This window comes from Micromonospora sp. NPDC049201 (assembly GCF_055586805.1).
In genome coordinates, this window is sequence record NZ_JBVJHM010000008.1 from 35,840 (window position 1) to 52,071 (window position 16,232).

At 72.9% G+C, this 16,232-nt stretch carries 12 protein-coding genes; 10 read left to right on the forward strand and 2 right to left on the reverse strand.

Annotated features, from left to right (window positions below):
- The first annotated feature begins 83 nt into the window (after positions 1–83).
- Positions 84–3,023: a hypothetical protein gene (locus tag ACZ6O5_RS18375; protein ID WP_465978570.1), complete on the forward strand. Its 2,940-nt coding sequence runs from the start codon at positions 84–86 to the stop codon at positions 3,021–3,023.
- Positions 3,024–3,117: 94 nt separating this feature from the next.
- The gene (locus tag ACZ6O5_RS18380) at positions 3,118–4,020 is read left to right on the forward strand and encodes a sulfurtransferase (RefSeq protein WP_107158164.1); all 903 of its coding nucleotides are present in this window, start codon (positions 3,118–3,120) and stop codon (positions 4,018–4,020) included.
- Between the two features lie 35 nt (positions 4,021–4,055).
- Here ACZ6O5_RS18380 and ACZ6O5_RS18385 read toward each other — a convergent pair whose 3' ends face one another.
- Entirely contained in the window at positions 4,056–4,643 is a 588-nt protein-coding gene (locus ACZ6O5_RS18385) for a TetR/AcrR family transcriptional regulator (RefSeq protein WP_465978571.1), read from the reverse strand.
- 93 nt (positions 4,644–4,736) lie between these two features.
- On the opposite strand from ACZ6O5_RS18385, the gene ACZ6O5_RS18390 reads away from it, so the two are divergent.
- From ACZ6O5_RS18390 to ACZ6O5_RS18420, 7 genes are all read left to right on the forward strand, one after another.
- Positions 4,737–5,903 carry an FAD-dependent monooxygenase gene (locus ACZ6O5_RS18390; RefSeq protein ID WP_465978572.1) on the forward strand — a complete coding sequence of 389 codons (1,167 nt, stop codon included), beginning with the start codon at positions 4,737–4,739 and terminating at the stop codon, positions 5,901–5,903.
- A gap of 42 nt (positions 5,904–5,945) precedes the next feature.
- Positions 5,946–6,587: a TetR/AcrR family transcriptional regulator gene (locus ACZ6O5_RS18395; RefSeq protein WP_465978573.1), complete on the forward strand. Its 642-nt coding sequence runs from the start codon at positions 5,946–5,948 to the stop codon at positions 6,585–6,587.
- A gap of 59 nt (positions 6,588–6,646) precedes the next feature.
- The gene (locus ACZ6O5_RS18400; protein WP_465978574.1) at positions 6,647–7,984 is read left to right on the forward strand and encodes an acetyl-CoA carboxylase biotin carboxylase subunit; all 1,338 of its coding nucleotides are present in this window, start codon (positions 6,647–6,649) and stop codon (positions 7,982–7,984) included.
- Between the two features lie 35 nt (positions 7,985–8,019).
- Entirely contained in the window at positions 8,020–8,931 is a 912-nt protein-coding gene (locus ACZ6O5_RS18405; protein WP_405094102.1) for a hydroxymethylglutaryl-CoA lyase, read from the forward strand.
- Positions 8,932–9,154: 223 nt separating this feature from the next.
- Positions 9,155–10,687, forward strand: a complete 1,533-nt coding sequence (locus ACZ6O5_RS18410; protein WP_465978575.1) for an acyl-CoA carboxylase subunit beta — start codon at positions 9,155–9,157, stop codon at positions 10,685–10,687.
- 118 nt (positions 10,688–10,805) lie between these two features.
- Positions 10,806–11,954: an acyl-CoA dehydrogenase family protein gene (locus ACZ6O5_RS18415; RefSeq protein WP_281933805.1), complete on the forward strand. Its 1,149-nt coding sequence runs from the start codon at positions 10,806–10,808 to the stop codon at positions 11,952–11,954.
- 101 nt (positions 11,955–12,055) lie between these two features.
- On the forward strand, positions 12,056–14,596 hold the full coding sequence (locus ACZ6O5_RS18420) for an ATP-binding protein (protein ID WP_465978576.1): 2,541 nt from the start codon (positions 12,056–12,058) through the stop codon (positions 14,594–14,596).
- A gap of 221 nt (positions 14,597–14,817) precedes the next feature.
- Here the strand turns inward: ACZ6O5_RS18420 and ACZ6O5_RS18425 are convergent, their stop codons facing one another.
- Complete coding sequence (locus ACZ6O5_RS18425; RefSeq protein ID WP_107158170.1) at positions 14,818–15,312, reverse strand: MarR family winged helix-turn-helix transcriptional regulator; 495 nt, start codon at positions 15,310–15,312, stop codon at positions 14,818–14,820.
- 101 nt (positions 15,313–15,413) lie between these two features.
- Here ACZ6O5_RS18425 and ACZ6O5_RS18430 point away from each other — a divergent pair, with 101 nt between their 5' ends.
- Positions 15,414–15,995, forward strand: a complete 582-nt coding sequence (locus ACZ6O5_RS18430) for a YceI family protein (RefSeq protein ID WP_107158171.1) — start codon at positions 15,414–15,416, stop codon at positions 15,993–15,995.
- Positions 15,996–16,232 lie beyond the last annotated feature (237 nt).

The following is a 16,232-nucleotide window of genomic DNA, read 5'->3' on the forward strand; positions in this document are numbered from 1 at the left end:
TCTGTCCGGCTGGATAGCATCCGCTGCCCCCGTCGATCGAGTACGGGGTGAAATCGGGGAAAGGTGGATGAGGGATGACCCTCATGCCTGACAGAAATCCACTGCGGACCGTCCGGCGTAAGCTGCTCGCCGTCGCGCTGTCCACGGTGGTCGCGGCCGGCACGGTGACCGCCACCGCGGCGCCGGCCGCCGCGTACGACGTCCGCTACGAGACCAACACCTCCTGGGGCTGGACCGACTCCAAGACGCCGGACAAGAACAACCTGAAGCGGGCCGGCGACCTGCCGGTCGGCACCTGGCCGGACGCCCAGGGCAAGCCGCACACGTCGCGCGCCTACCTCACGTTCGACATCTCCCGTTACCGGGGCGCCGACATCGAGCACGCCAAGCTCGACGTGAAGGAGACCGCCGGCTCGGACTGCACCAAGCGTCCGAAGATCGAGTTGTGGCGGACCGGCCCCTACACCGCGAAGTCGAACTGGCGGAAGCCCCCGGCCGACGTGGGCCTGGTGGACACCACCCAGCTCACCGACGAGTTCATCTGCCCGGCCCCCTACGTCGCCTTCGACGCGACCGACGCGCTGCGGCAGGCGCTCGCCGAGGACCGGTCGACGCTGACCCTGTCGCTGCGCCTGCCCGCCGGCGTGGAGCAGGACCCCACGCTGGCCCGGAAGTACGCCACCCGGGCCGGCATCTCCATCGACTTCAACTTCCGCCCCGGCGTCCCGACCGGCCTGGAGACGACGAGCGGCACGGCGTGCACCACCGCCGAGCCGTACCAGGTGGTGCGCAACCCCACGCTCTCCGGTGTGGTGCACGACCGGGACCAGAACGACACCGGCGGTCGTGACCAGCTCACCGTCTCGTTCGAGGCATGGCCGGTCGACGAGCCGGACGCGCGGATCGAGCGGATGGACCTGGCCTGGGACGGTGACCGCGCCCTGGGCCGCGTCGACCGGATGCACCCGAGTCCGTTCCAGCATGACCGGACGTACGCCTGGCGGATGCGGGCGGCGGACAGCCGGGCCACCGGCGACTGGAGCCCGGTCTGCTACTTCCGGACCGACTTCCAGGGCCCGGCCTCGCCGCCGGCGGTCACCTCGACCGACTTCCCGGACGACCACGGTTCGCATCCGAGCGTGCTGGGCGCGTTCACGTTCAGCGCCAACGGCGCGTCGGACGTCGTGTCCTACGGCTACGCGCTGAACTACGGCGGCGCGAAGATGGTGGCCGCCGACCGCGCAGGCGGTTCGGCCACGGTCACGCTGACGCCCCGACCTGGCTTCAACACGCTGTCGGTCGAGAGTTTCGACGCGGTCGGCAACCGCTCGGCGAGCACCGACTACACGTTCTTCGCCACCGACGTGTCGCCGATCGTCGACGGCCGGCTGGACGAGATCGGCGTGCCGGCCACGTTCCAGGTGCGGTCGCAGCTCGACGGGGTGGTGCGCTACCGCTACGGCCTGGACGGCGACCCGGAGCGGACGGTGGACGCCGCCGCCGACGGCACGGCCGCGTTCACGGTCACCGCGACCCGGGGCGGCTACCGCACGCTCTCCGTCACAGGCATCACCGCCGCCGGTGTGGAGGTCACCAGCACCCGGCAGTTCTCGCTGCCCACCGAGCCGAAGATCTCGGCGACCGTCTACGAGGAGTACGCCACCGGCGGCGGTCAGGGCGTGCCGGGTGTCTTCACCTTCACGCCGCGCCTGCCCGACACGGTCAGCTACCGCTACCACTTCAACGGCGTGGACGGCACGGTGGCCGCCAACGCCGACGGCACCGCCTCGGTGACCTGGACGCCGACCGAGGCAGGCTGGGTGGACCTGGGCGTGTGGAGCGTGAGCCGGGACGGCACCGAGTCGGAACCGGCGACCTGGTTCTTCGGGGTGCGTGACCTGCTGCCCGGGGTCTTCTCCGACCTGTACCGGCCCGATCTGTGGGCCGGCGGGCCCGGCCAGGCGGGCGACTTCCGGCTCAGCTCCGAGGTTCCCGACACGGTGGCCTACCGCTACCGGTTCGACGGTGGCGCCGAGCAGAGCGTCGACGCCGACACCAACGGCAACGCCGCCGTCACCTGGACCCCCGAGCAGGGCGGCCCGCACGAGCTGACGGTGCGCGGGGTCGGCGCCGACGGCACCGTGTCCGCCGAGCGCGCGTACCCGTTCCTGGTGAACGACGCGCCGCTGGTCGCGTCCGTGCAGTATCCGAAGGAGACGAACAGCGGGCTGCCCGGCGTGGCCGGCGTCTTCACCGTCACCCCGCAGCGGGCCGGGATGGTGAAGTACCACTACACGTTCTGGGGCGAGGAGACGAAGACGGTCGACGCGGCGGCCGACGGCACCGCCTCGATCACCTGGACGCCGGAGCAGGCCGGCTGGCGGCAGCTCACCGTGGTCGGGGAGACCGCGGACGGCACCACCACCCAGCCGCGGGAGTACACCTTCAGCGTCCGCGAGCCGAAGCCGACGATCATCTCGTACCTGTACAACGAGTACGACCCGCAGGGCGGCGTCGGCGTGGCGGGCGCGTTCCGGTTCGACTCGGAGCTGCCGGACACGGTCGCGTTCGTGTACCGCCTCAACGGGGGGCCGGAGCAGACCGTGACGGTCACCGACGGCACCGCCGCCGAGCTGACCGTCACCCCGGACCGGGGCTTCCGCAACACGCTCACCGTCCGGGCCCGCTCGGCGACCGGCGAGCTGTCCCCGGAGGCGAGCTACTCCTTCATGGTGAGCACCGCGCCGACGGTCAGCTCCACGACCTACCCGGCCGGTGAGTCGGGCGGCGGCGTGGGCGTGCCCGGTGTCTTCACCTTCACGCCGTGCATGCCCGACGTCGAGAAGTACGTCTACCAGTTCGACAACGGCCCGGAGGTCACCGTGCCGGCGGGCGCGGACGGGTCCGCCTCGGTGACGCTGACGCCGACCGAGGCGCGCTGGTACCCGATCTCGGTGTACGCGGTGGACAAGGCCGGCAACCGGTCGGACTACGCGTACCACTGGTTCGTGGTCCAGGGCTGACGAGCCCGGCGGACGTCCCGGCCCCACCACCTCCGTCGAGGTGGTGGGGCCGGTGTCACATCCGGGGCGTCCGATCCGGCGTACCTTTGGGCTCATGCCTGTGCCGAGTGATCCGCATCCCCGCCTCCAGTCGTACGCCGACCCGCAGCGCCTGGTCACCACGGAGTGGTTGGCCGAGCACCTGGGCGACGAGGGCCTCGTGGTGGTCGAGTCGGACGAGGACGTGCTCCTCTACGACACCGGTCACCTTCCCGGCGCCGTCAAGGTCGACTGGCACACCGAGCTGAACGACCAGGTCACCCGCGACTACCTGGACGCCGCCAGCTTCGCCGAGCTGTGCGCGGCCAAGGGCATCGGCCGCGACGACACGGTCGTCTTCTACGGCGACAACTTCAACTGGTGGGCCGCGTACGCCCTCTGGGTCTTCTCCCTGTTCGGCCACGCCGACGTGCGGCTGCTCGATGGCGGCCGGCAGAAGTGGATCGCCGAGGGGCGGGAGCTGACCCGGGACAAGGTCAGCCGGCCCCGCGCCTCCTACCCGGTGCCGGAGCGCGACGACGCGCCGATCCGGGCGTACCGGGAGCAGGTGATGGCGCACGTGGCGGCCGGCCGGCCGCTCGTCGACGTGCGGTCGCCGGGTGAGTACACCGGCGAGATGCTGCACATGCCGGACTATCCGCAGGAGGGCGCGCTGCGCGGCGGGCACATCCCGGGCGCGGTGAGCAAGCCGTGGAAGTCCGCCGCGAACGACGACGGCACGTTCAAGTCGGCCGACGAGCTGCGCGCCATCTACGCCGACCAGCTCGGGCTGAGCCCGGCCGACGACGTGGTGGCGTACTGCCGGATCGGCGAGCGGTCCAGCCACACCTGGTTCGTGTTGCACCACCTGCTCGGGTTCCCGCAGGTGCGCAACTACGACGGCTCGTGGACCGAGTGGGGCAACCTGGTCCGGGCGCCCGTCGTCAAGGGCGACCAGCCCGGCGGCCTGACCCGCTGAGCGTTCCCGGCCGGCTCCGGTCCGGGGCCGGCCGGTCACCCCTCGATCGCCTCGGGGGACGGCTGGGTCAGGTAGCGCTGGATCGTCGGGCCCACCCACCGGGCCAGCTCGTCCGCGTCGAGGTCGACCACCGGGGGCAGTCGGATCACGTACCGGGTCAGGGCGAGACCGAGGATCTGGCTGGCCACCAGTCCGGCGCGGCGGGCGGCGGTCTCCCGGTCGACGCCGGACCGTGCCACCGCGGTGGCGAGCTGGTCGGCGAAGATGCCGCGCATGCGGTCGGCCGCGCCCGGGTTGGTGTGGGCGGCCCGGAGCAGCGCGACGAGCGTGCCGTCGTCCTCCCAGCGGCGCAGGAAGTGCCGGGTCAGGGTCTCGCCGAGCCGTTCCGGGGGCACCTGGGCGAGGTCGGGCAGGCGCAGGTCGAACTCGGCCGCCGCCGCGAAGAGACCCTCTTTGCTGCCGTAGTAGCGCATCACCATGGACGGGTCGATCCGGGCGTCGGCGGCGATGGCGCGGATGGTGGCCCGGTCGTAGCCGTCGGCGGCGAAGCGTTCCCGGGCGGCGTGCAGGATGGCCGCCCGGGTGGCGTCCGAGCGGCGGGCGGGGGAGGCCGGTGCGGTCATGTCCACGACTGTAGGCCAACAAGCGTTGACAGTGCTCCGGAGTGATGTCAACAATCGTTGGCAAACAGTTGTTGACCCCATCGGAGGTGGGCGATGCTGCCCGAACGCACCGACGTGCTCGTGGTGGGCGCCGGACCCACCGGCCTGGCCGTGGCCGTCACGCTGGCCGGGCGCGGCGTGACCACCACAGTGGTCGAACGGCTGGCCGCACCACCGGTCACCTCGCGGGCCGCGGTGGTGCACGCCGGCACGCTGGAGGTGCTGGACCGCATCGGGGTCGCGGACCCGCTCGCCGCCCGTGGGCTGCGCTCGGCCCGGTTCAGCGTCCGGGACCGGGACCGGCTGCTGCTCACCGTCCCCTTCGACAGGTTGCCGTCCCGCTATCCGTACGCGCTGCTGATCTCGCAGGCGGAGACCGAGGCGGTGCTCGCCGACCGGCTCACCGCGCTCGGCGGGCGGGTGCTGCGGCCGTACGAGTTGACCGGGCTGGACCTCGACGGCGACGGCGCGACCGCCCGCTTCGCCGATGGCGGCGAGGTCCGGGCCCGCTGGGTGGTCGGCGCGGACGGGATGCACAGCCGGGTCCGCGAGCTGGCCGGCATCGGGTTCGGCGGCCCGGCCGACCCCGGCGAGTCGTTCCTGCTCGGTGACGTGCGGGTGGACAGCGCGCTCCCGCGCGACCAGGTCAACCTGTTCCTGTCCCGCGGCGGCCCGCTGGTCTGGGCGCCGCTGCCCGACGGCACGGTCCGCCTGGTCGCCACCGTCGACGCCGCGCCGCGCGAGCCGCGGGCGCACCATTTTCAGGCCCTGCTCGACGAGCGCGGCCCGGTCCGGCGGCCGGACCGGGTCACCGAGATGGCGTGGGCGTCCCGGTTCCGGATCCACCACCGGATCGCCAGTCGGTACCGGTCCGGCCCGGTGCTGCTCGCCGGCGACGCGGCGCACGTGCACAGCCCGGCCGGTGGGCAGGGGATGAACCTCGGGCTGCGCGACGCGGTCGCCCTCGGTGAGGCGCTCGCCGTCGGCCCGGAGGCCCTCGACCGGTACGCCGCCGACCGTCGCCCCCGCGCCGAGGAGGTGCTCGGCTTCGCCGCCGGGCTCACCCGGCTCGCCGCTGCCCCGCCGGCCCTCCGGCCGTTGCGTGACCTGCTGCTCCGGACCGCTTCGGCGCTGCCGCCGGCCCGCCGACGGCTGGCCGTCCGCCTGGCCGGCTTCGAGCCCGCTCCCCTCCCACCCGACCCCGCACTGACCGGCGGGTAACCACGGGTCCCCCACCTCGGAGGCGAGGTCTAGGCTGGCCCGGTGGCGGTGGAACAGCAGGCGCGGGGGGCGACGGGCGGGGCCCGACGCCGGTCCCGGCGGGACGAGATCCTGGAGATCGCGGTCGGCCTCTTCGCCCAACGGGGCTATCACGGCGTGTCGATGGACGACATCGGTGCGGCGGCCGGCGTCACCGGTCCGGCGCTCTACCATCACTTCGCCGGCAAGGAGGCGATGCTGGTCGCGGCGCTGGTGCCGGTCAGTGAGGGGCTGCTCGCCGGGGGCCGGGAGCGGGCCGCCGGCCGCCCGGGCGACCCGCGCGGCGCGCTGGAGTCGCTGATCGACTTCCACGTCGAGTTCGCGTTGGCGAACCCCGCGGTGATCGCGCTGCACCTGCACGAGCTGGACCGCCTTCCGGACGAGCCGCGCCGCCGGATCCGCCGGCTCCAGCGGATGTACGTCGAGGAGTGGGTCACGGTGCTGACCGCGCTGCACCCGGGCCTGCCGGACGGCGCCGCCCGGGTGCTCGCGCACGCCGCGTTCGGCCTGATGAACTCCACTCCGTTCCTAGGTGGCGAGGTGGATCGCCGACGCCGGGCCGAGCTGCTGCGCGGCGCGACCCTGGCGGCCCTGCTGGCCCCCACCGACCCCGCGACCCCACCTGACACGCCGCAAGCGCCTTAACGCATGTTAAGAAGGGGCCTACACCTCAGGCGTCGAGAAGGGGCCCTTCCTTGCCGAACATGTTTGATTCGCTGCTGGTGGCCAACCGTGGGGAGATCGCACGCCGGGTCATCCGCACGGCCCGACGGCTCGGGGTGCGGGCGATCGCGGTGCACTCGGAGGCGGACGCCGACCTGCCGTTCGTGACCGAGGCCGACGAGGCGGTCTGCGTCGGCCCGGCCAACCCGGCGCTGAGCTACCGCAACGTGGAGGCGATCCTCGACGCGGCCCGGAGCACCGGCGCGCAGGCGATCCACCCCGGCTACGGCTTCCTGTCGGAGAACGCCGACTTCGCCCGTACCGTCGAGAGGGCCGGCCTGGTCTGGGTCGGGCCCGGCGCGGACGCGATCACCGCGATGGGCGACAAGATCAACGCTCGGAACCTGATGGCGGCGGCCGGCGTGCCGGTCGCGCCCGGCACCACCGAGCCGGCGGCCGACCTGGACGCGGCGGTCACCGCCGCCGCCGAGATCGGCTACCCGGTGATGGTCAAGGCCGCGGCCGGTGGCGGCGGCATGGGCATGGGCGTGGCCGTCGACGAGGCCGCGCTGCGCACCGAGTACGACAAGGTCCGCGCGTTCGCCGAGCGCATGTTCGGTGACGGCTCGGTGCTGATCGAGCGGTACTTTCCCCGGGTACGCCACGTCGAGGTGCAGATCCTCGGCCTGGCCGACGGCCGGGTGGTGGCGCTCGGCGAGCGCGAGTGCTCGGTGCAGCGGCGCAACCAGAAGCTGGTCGAGGAGTCCCCCTCCCCGGCGGTCTCGGCGGAGCTGCGGGCGCGGTTCCTGGCCGCCGCGGTCCGGGCCGGCGAGGCGGTCGGCTACCGCAACGCGGGCACCGTCGAATGTCTGCTCGACCCCACCACGCAGGAGTTCTTCTTCCTGGAGATGAACACGCGGCTCCAGGTCGAGCACCCGGTCACCGAGTACGTCTACGGCGTCGACCTGGTCGAGGAGCAGTTGCGGGTGGCCGCCGGCCTGCCGCCGACGTTCGACCCGGACGCGCTCACCCCGCGCGGGCACGCCATCGAGCTGCGGATCAACGCGGAGGACCCGAAGCGTTTCCTGCCCGGCCCCGGCGTCATCACCACCTGGAACGAGCCGTCCGGCACCGGCGTGCGGGTCGATTCCGGTTACGTCGCCGGCAACACGGTCACCCCGTTCTACGACAGCCTGCTGGCCAAGCTGATCGTCAGCGGTGACACCCGGGAGGAGGCCGTCGAGCGGGCGCAGGCGGCGGTCGCGCAGTTCGAGGTCGCCGGCCCGAAGTGCAACCTGCCGTTCTTCGCCGAGCTGCTGGAGAACCCGGAGTTCCGCTCCGGCGACTACGACACCGGCATCGTCTCCCGAATGCGCTGACCGTCGACACGAGTGAGGTGAACCTGATGGCTGAACTGCCCACGTCGGTGAGCATCCGCGAGGTCGGTCCCCGGGACGGGCTCCAGAACGAGGAACCGATCCCCACCGACTCGAAGGTGAAGCTGCTCGACGCGTTGTCCCGGACCGGGGTACGCCGCATCGAGGCCGTCTCCTTCGTGCACCCGAAGGCGATCCCGCAGATGGCCGACGCCGACGAGGTGTGGCAGCGGGCCGAGAAGGTCGACGGCGTGCGCTACTCGGCGCTGGTGCCGAACACCCGGGGCGCGCAGCGGGCCCTGGCCGCCGGCTTCACCGAGATCGAGGTGGTGGTGTCGGCCAGCGACACGCACAACCGGCGCAACGTCAACCGCTCGACCGACGAGTCGCTCGACGACATCGCCGAGCTGATCGCGCTGCTGCACGACGCGGGCGCGACCGCCGAGGTGATCGTGGCGACCAGCTTCGGCTGCCCCTACGAGGGCGACGTCGACCCGACGCGGGTGGCCGCCATCGTGGACCGGGTGGTCCGGGACGGCGCGGACCGCGTCGCGTTCGGCGACACCACCGGCATGGGTACGCCCCGGCGGGTCCGCGAGCTGGTCACCGCCGTACGCGACCGCAACGCCCAGGTGCCGGTGCTGCTGCACTTCCACAACACCCGGGGCACCGCGCTGGCGAACATGCTGACCGCCATGGAGCTGGGGGTCACCGAGTTCGACGCCAGTGTCGGTGGTCTCGGCGGCTGCCCGTACGCCCCGGGGGCGAGCGGCAACCTGGCCACCGAGGAGGCGGTGCACATGCTGCACGACATGGGCATCGAGACCGGCATCGACCTGGACGCCCTGATCGAGGCGGCCGAGCTGGCCGAGCACCTGCTCGACAAGAAGCTCCCCTCCGGCGTCCTCCGAGCCGGCCCCCGAACCCGCCTGACCCCCCGCCCCTCCTGACCCCCTCCCTCCCGCCCCCCGTCCCCGCCCCTCTCCCCGTTGATCTTGCACTTCGGGCCCCTGTTGTGCGTCTTTTGTGCCGAATGTCGGGGCCGGAAGTGCAAGATCGCGCGGGTGGGGGTGGGGTGGGGACGAGGTGGGGTGGGGTGGTGGGTCGCTGGAGGGGGTGGGGGTGGGGTAGCCTAACGATCGTTCAGGTCGGTGGGTGGCAGAGGGAGTCGGCGTGACGCTCGACGGTGAGGCACTGGAGCAGCTGCGCAAGCGCGCCCGCGCCGGCGGTGCGGACAAATACCACGCGGCCAACGCCGCCAAGGGCAAGCTCTTCGCCCGCGAGCGGGTGGCCTACCTGGTCGACGAGGGCTCCTTCGTCGAGGACGGGCTCTACGCCAACGCGATGGCCGACGGCCTGCCCGCCGACGGCGTGGTGACCGGCACCGCGACCATCGACGGGCGGCCGGTCTGCCTGATGGCGAACGACTCCACGGTCAAGGCCGGCAGTTGGGGCGCGCGTACCGTCGAGAAGATCATCCGGATCATCGAGCGGGCCTACTCGACAAGCGTCCCGATGGTCTATCTGGTCGACTCCGCCGGCGCCCGGATCACCGACCAGGTCGACCTCTTCCCGGGCCGGCGCGGCGCCGGGAAGATCTTCTGGAACCAGGTCCGCGCCTCGGGTTCGATCCCCCAGGTCTGCGCGCTGTTCGGGCCGAGCGCGGCGGGCGGGGCCTACATCCCGGCGTTCTGCGACGTGGTGGCCATGGTCGAGGGCAACGCCAGCATGTATCTCGGCTCCGACCGCATGGTCGAGATGGTCACCGGCGAGAAGACCACGCTGGAGGCGATGGGCGGCGCCAAGGTGCACTGCGCCGAGTCCGGCGTGGGGCACTTCCTCTGCAAGACCGAGAACGACGCGCTCGACGTGGTGCGGACCTACCTGTCGTACCTGCCGTCGAACTGGCAGCAGGACCCGCCGGCCACCGAGGCGAAGCCGGCGCCGGAGAAGGCCGACCTGGCCGCGCTGGTCCCGGCCAGCGAGCGGCAGGCGTTCGACATGCGCCGGTACGTGAAGGGCCTGCTCGACGAGGGCAGCTTCTTCGAGATCCAGGCGCTCTGGGCCAAGGAGCTGACCATCGGCTTCGGCCGGCTGAACGGCGAGGTCGTCGGCGTGGTCGGCAACAACTCGATGTTCAAGGGCGGCGTGCTCTTCGTCGACTCGGCCGACAAGGCGACCCGGTTCGTGCAGCTCTGCGACGCGTTCAACGTGCCACTGCTGTTCCTGAGCGACGTGCCCGGCTTCATGGTCGGCAGCGCGGTGGAGAAGCAGGGCATCATCCGGCACGGCGCGAAGATGATCACGGCGATCTCCGAGGCGACCGTACCGAAGATCTGTGTGGTGGTCCGCAAGGCGTACGGCGCGGGTCTCTACGCGATGGCCGGCCCCGGCTTCGAGCCCGACGCCACGATCGCGCTGCCCACCGCGAAGATCGCGGTGATGGGCGCGGAGGCCGCGGTCAACGCGGTCTACGCCAACAAGATCGCCGCCATCGCCGACGCCGACGAGCGGGCCGCGTTCGTCGCCGCCAAGCGCGAGGAGTACGAGCGCGACATCGACGTCGTCCGGCTCGCCAGCGAGCTGGTGGTGGACGCGATCGTCGAGCCGCACGAACTGCGCGCCGAGCTGGTCCGCCGGTACGCCGCCGCCCGCACCAAGTCCCGACACTTCTCCACCCGCCGCCACGGCGTCACCCCCGTCTGACCGGTAAGGACGGGCCCCCTCTTAACGCCTGGTGCAGAGGACGGGGACCCTCCTGACGCTTCCGCCGCTCCCGGCGTCACGAGCGCCCGGCGGCCCGCCCCCTTCCAGGAGGATCGACATGGACTTCCGGCTCGACGAGGAGCAGCAGGCGCTGCGGGAGAGCGTGCGGGACTTCGCGCGCGAGGTGGTCGCCCCGGTGATCGGCGAGCACTACGAGAACCACACCTTCCCGTACGAGGTCGTCCGCCAGATGGGCAAGATGGGGCTGTTCGGGCTCCCGTTCCCGGAGGAGCACGGCGGCATGGGCGGCGACTACTTCGCGCTCTGCCTGGCGTTGGAGGAGCTGGCCCGGGTCGACTCCAGCGTGGCCATCACGCTGGAGGCGGCGGTCTCGCTCGGCGCGATGCCGATCCACCGGTTCGGCACCGCGGAGCAGAAGGAGCGGTGGCTGCCGAAGCTGCTCAGCGGCGAGGCGCTGGCCGGCTTCGGGCTCACCGAGCCGGGCACCGGCTCGGACGCGGGCGGCACCCAGACCCGGGCGGTGCTGGACGGCGACGAGTGGGTGATCAACGGCTCGAAGGCGTTCATCACCAACTCCGGCACCGACATCACCGCGCTGGTCACGGTCACCGCGGTCACCGGCACCAAGCCGGACGGCAGCAAGGAGCTGTCCACCATCATCGTGCCGTCGGGCACGCCCGGCTTCACGGTCGCGCCCGGCTACTCCAAGGTCGGCTGGAACGCCTCGGACACCCACGAGCTGACGTTCGACGACTGCCGGGTGCCGGCGGGCAACCTGCTCGGTGAGCGCGGCCGGGGCTTCGCCCAGTTCCTGCGCATCCTCGACGAGGGCCGGATCGCCATCGCCGCGCTGGCGGTCGGTCTGGCCCAGGGCTGCGTCGACGAGTCGATCAAGTACGCCAAGGAGCGTCAGGCGTTCGGCCAGCCGATCGGCAACTACCAGGCGATCCAGTTCAAGATCGCCGACATGGAGCTGAAGGCGCACACCGCCCGACTGGCCTACTACGACGCCGCCGCCCGGATGCTCGCCGGTGAGCCGTTCAAGCGGCAGGCGGCGATCGCGAAGTTGCACGCCAGCACCGTCGCGGTGGACAACGCGCGGGAGGCGACCCAGATCCACGGCGGCTACGGCTTCATGAACGAGTACCCGGTGGCCCGCTTCTGGCGCGACTCCAAGATCCTGGAGATCGGCGAGGGCACCAGCGAGGTGCAGCGCATGATCATCGCACGCGACCTCGGCATGTGACCGAGGCCCGCCTCGGCCGTCTGTCGGATATCAGCGTCGGACGGTCGGGTGGTTGACGGTGGACTGTGGAGCGTCGGATCCCCTCCGTACTCTTCCTGCCCATGACTCCCGAACATGATCGTTCGCGGAGCCCGGGTGGTCGGGCGGCGCTGTCCGATCTGTTGCGCGGGCACCGGCTCGCACTCGGCCTGACCCAGGCCGAGCTGGCGGGCCGGGCCGGCGTGGGCGTGCGGACCGTCCGCGATCTGGAGCGGGGGCACGCGACCCGACCCCAACGCACCACCGTCGACCTGCTCGCCGACGCGCTCGGCCTGACCGGCTCGGTCCGCCGGGAGTTCGTCGCCACCGCCCGGCCCGCGCCGGCCGCGCCGGTCGAGGCCGATCCGGGTACGCCGGTCGCGCTGCCCCAGCCCGTGCCGCTGCTCGGCCGGGACCGCGACGTGGCCGAGGTGACCGCCCTGCTCGGCGCGCACCCGGTGGTGAGCCTGGTCGGGCTCGCCGGCGTCGGCAAGACCGCGCTCGCGCTCACCGTCGCCCACGCGGTCGCGGCCCGGCACCCCGGCGGCGTGGTCGGCGTGCTGGTCGGCGACGGCTCGGACGCCGCCGACGTGCTCGCCGCCTCGGTGACGGTGTTCGGCGTGAGCCGCCTCGCCGACCTGCCCTGCCGGCTCGCCGGCCGACCGGCGCTGCTGCTCGTCGACGCCGTCGAGCGGGCGCCCGGGCCGGTGGCCGAGGCGGTGCGGACGCTGACCGCCGCCGCGCCGACCGTACGGATCCTGGCGACCGGCCGTCGTCCGGTCGGGCTGGCCGGCGAACAGGTCCGGCCGGTGGCGCCGCTCGACGTGCCACCCGCCGGCGCCGAGCCGACGGACCGGGCCGACCTGGACCGCTGGCCCGCCGCGGCGCTCTTCGCCGCCCGGTTCACCCAGGCCCGGCACGCGCCGCCCGCCCCGGCCGAGCTGCCGGCGCTCGCGGCGCTGGTCCGCCGCCTCGGCGGCCTGCCGCTGGCGATCGAGCTGATGGCGGCGCGGGGCCGCATCCTCGACGTCCCCGAGCTGCTGGACCGGTACGGCGACCGGGTCCTCGACCTGGCCGGCGGGCGTCCCGGCTGGGCACCCGCCGACCCGGTCGCCGGCACGGTGACGCTGCGGGAGGCGGTCGCGACCAGCTACCACCTGCTCGCCCCGGCCGAACGCGCGGCGCTGCGCCGGCTCTCCGCCTTCCGTAACCGTTGGTCGGTCGCGCTGGCCGAGGAACTGCTCGCCGACGGCGACGACCGGTGGGACGCGGTGCCGCTGCTGGACCGGCTCAGCGAGCTGGGCCTGCTGAGTGTCCGGGGCGCCGGCCCGTTCCGGTTCCGGCTGCTCGACGCGGTCCGCGACTTCGCGGCCGAGCAGGCCGACCTGGCGGGCGAGACGGCGGCGATCCGGCTCCGGCACGCGTCGGTGATCGCCGCACTGGTCCGGCGTGCCGCGCCCGGCCTGGTCGGCGCGGATCTGCCCGGCACCGTGCACCTGCTCGACGAGGCGACCGGTGACATCACCGCCGCGCTGGCGTACGCCGCCGAGGAGGCGCCGGCCACCGCGCTGCTGCTGGCCGCCGCGTTGCCCCGGTGGTGGCGGTTGCGCGGACGGGACGTCTCCGGCCGACGCTGGCTGCGACGGCTGCTCGCCGATCCGCGTACCGCCGACGCCCGGCCGGTGCTGCGGGCCTGGGCCCTGCTCGGGTCGGCGCGGCTGGCCGCGGAGCACGGCGCGGGGCCGGAGGAGCTGCCGGCGGCCCAGGCGGCGCTGGCCGTCTTCGCCGAGTTCGGCGACGTGACCGGGGAACTGTCCGCCCGGTCGGTGCTCTGCGCGGTGCTGCGCGGCCTCGGGGCCCACGACGAGGCGCGTGCGCAGGCCGAGGCGGCGCTGACGCTGGCCACCCGGCACGGCCGGGTACGCGAGATGGCGGTGGCGCAGCACCACCTGACCTGGCACGACGTACGCGTGGGGGAGCTGGCCGACGCCCGGCGGCGGCTGGCCACGGTGGACCGGTTGGCGGCGCAGTGCGGCGACCAGCGGCTCCGCCTGCTGGCGCGGGCCGACCTGGCCGAGCTGACCCGGTTGGAGGGTCGCTACGCCGAGGCGGTCGAGCAGGGTCGGCGGGCGGCGTCCGCGCTCGTGGAGCTGGGTGATCCGGGGCGGCGTCGCCGGACCATCGGTACGGTCGGGTTGGCGCTCGCGCTCCAGGGGCGGGACGACGAGGCGCTCGCGGTGGTGACCGAGCTGTGGCCGTCCGGCCCGGTGCCGCCCCCGCGTCGCGTACCGGCCGTCGAGCGGTGGGAACCGGCCGGTACGGGTCGGGACGCCCACACCGAGGACGCGCTCCGCGCGTTGATCGAGGGCCAGGTGGCGCTGCACCGCGGCGACCGAGAGCTGGCGGCGGAGTGGTTCGCCACCGCGGCGGAAGCGGCGGCCGGGGGCGCGGACCGGCGGGATCTGGTCGAGGCGCTGGTGGGGTTGGCGGCCAGCACCGGCGACCCGGCCGTGCTGGACCGACTGGACCGGGCGCGGCAGATCACCGGCGTGAATTTGCTGCCCCGTGAGGAGGAGTTGCTCTACGCGCTGGCTGCGCAGCGGGGACGCCCGGGCCGGACCTGATGCCGGGCCGCTGTGGCGGAGGGCGCGGGGGTGGCGCGAGCGAAGTAGCCCCCTGGTGCTGCCCCTCGCTCCACGCTCGCGCCGGCACCCCCCGGTGCTCCCCCGCGTCGAAAGCTTATCCAGCCACCCCGACGGCTTTGGGCGTTATTGATCGCTTTTGCCCTGGCGTACCGGCGGTTCTGCCGGTCTTTCTGCCGGTGACCGGCGGGTAGCGACCGGCCTCAGCAGGCGGCGTTCCCGGCCGGTTCGGTGCTGCCGGCCGTGGCGCCGGGGTGGACCGCGTCCCGGACCCGGCGCAACCCGTCCAGAAGCCCGTCGAGCTGGGCCGGTTCGAGCTGGCCGGTGAACCACTGCTCGATGATCTTCAGGTGGCCGGGCAGGATCTCGTCCAGCCGGCCCAGGCCCGCGGCGGTCACCACCGCGAACGAGCTGCGCCGGTCGGAGGGGCAGGCCCGCCGACGGATCAGGCCGTCCCGCTCCATCCGGTCCACCACCCGGGTCACCCCGCTGGTGGAGAGCGACGTCTGGGCCGCCAGGTCGGTCATCCGGAGCTGGTTGTTGGGGGAACGGGCCAGCCGGGTGAGCACCTCGAACTCGACCGGGGAGAGTCCGTGCTCCTCGAACTGGGCCGCGAACCGGGCGGAGAGCCCGGCGTGCGCCTCGACGAGCAGGCCGACGGCGGTGATCCGGGGGTCGTCGAACACGTTCTGATCCACGTCACCATCCTAGCAACACTTGACACAGGGAATATTGCTATGGCTATAGTTGCTCAGTCAGTCGTTGGGCTACTAAACAATCTTCTCCGGAGGAGCGCATCATGACCAGCAGCACCGAGGCGACTACCCGCGACTGGGAAGGTCTCACCATCCCCGCCCCCGGCACGTACCTCCTGGACGCCGCGCACAAGCGCGTCGGCTTCGTCGCCCGGCACATGATGGTCAGCAAGGTACGCGGCGAGTTCGCCGACGCCACCGCCACCATCACCGTCACCGACGACCCGCTGCAGTCCTCGGTCACCGCCAGCATCCAGGCGGCCAGCATCAACACCGCGCAGGCGGACCGGGACGGGCACCTGCGCAGCCCGGAGTTCCTCGACGCCGAGCAGTTCCCGACGCTGGAGTTCCGCAGCACCGGCGTGAAGTCCCGCGAGGGCAACGAGTTCGTGCTCGCCGGTGAGCTGACCGTGAAGGGCGTGACCCGTCCGGTGGACCTCCAGGTCGAGTTCGAGGGCGTCGGCCGCAGCCCCTTCGGGCAGGACATCTTCGGCTTCTCCGCGCACACCGAGATCGACCGGGAGGACTTCGGTCTCACCTGGAACGTGGCGCTGGAGACCGGTGGCGTCCTGGTCGGCCGCAAGGTCAAGATCGAGATCGAGGGCGAGGCCATCCGCCAGGGCTGAGCCCCTCGCCGGACCCACGGGCCCGCACCGTCCACCGACGGTGCGGGCCCGTCCCCGTCTCCCGCCCCGCCGGGTGCGGATTGTCACGTGTTGTTCGCTGGTTAACGGCGCTGGGCGGGGCGGTGGCGGGGTACAGGTGCAGACCTGCGCCCGGTCGGCAGTTCACGAGCCGGGCGCTCTTACGCACAACACCTGAATGGTTCACAATGCGTTGCGGAACGCCAACGGTTCCGTGGC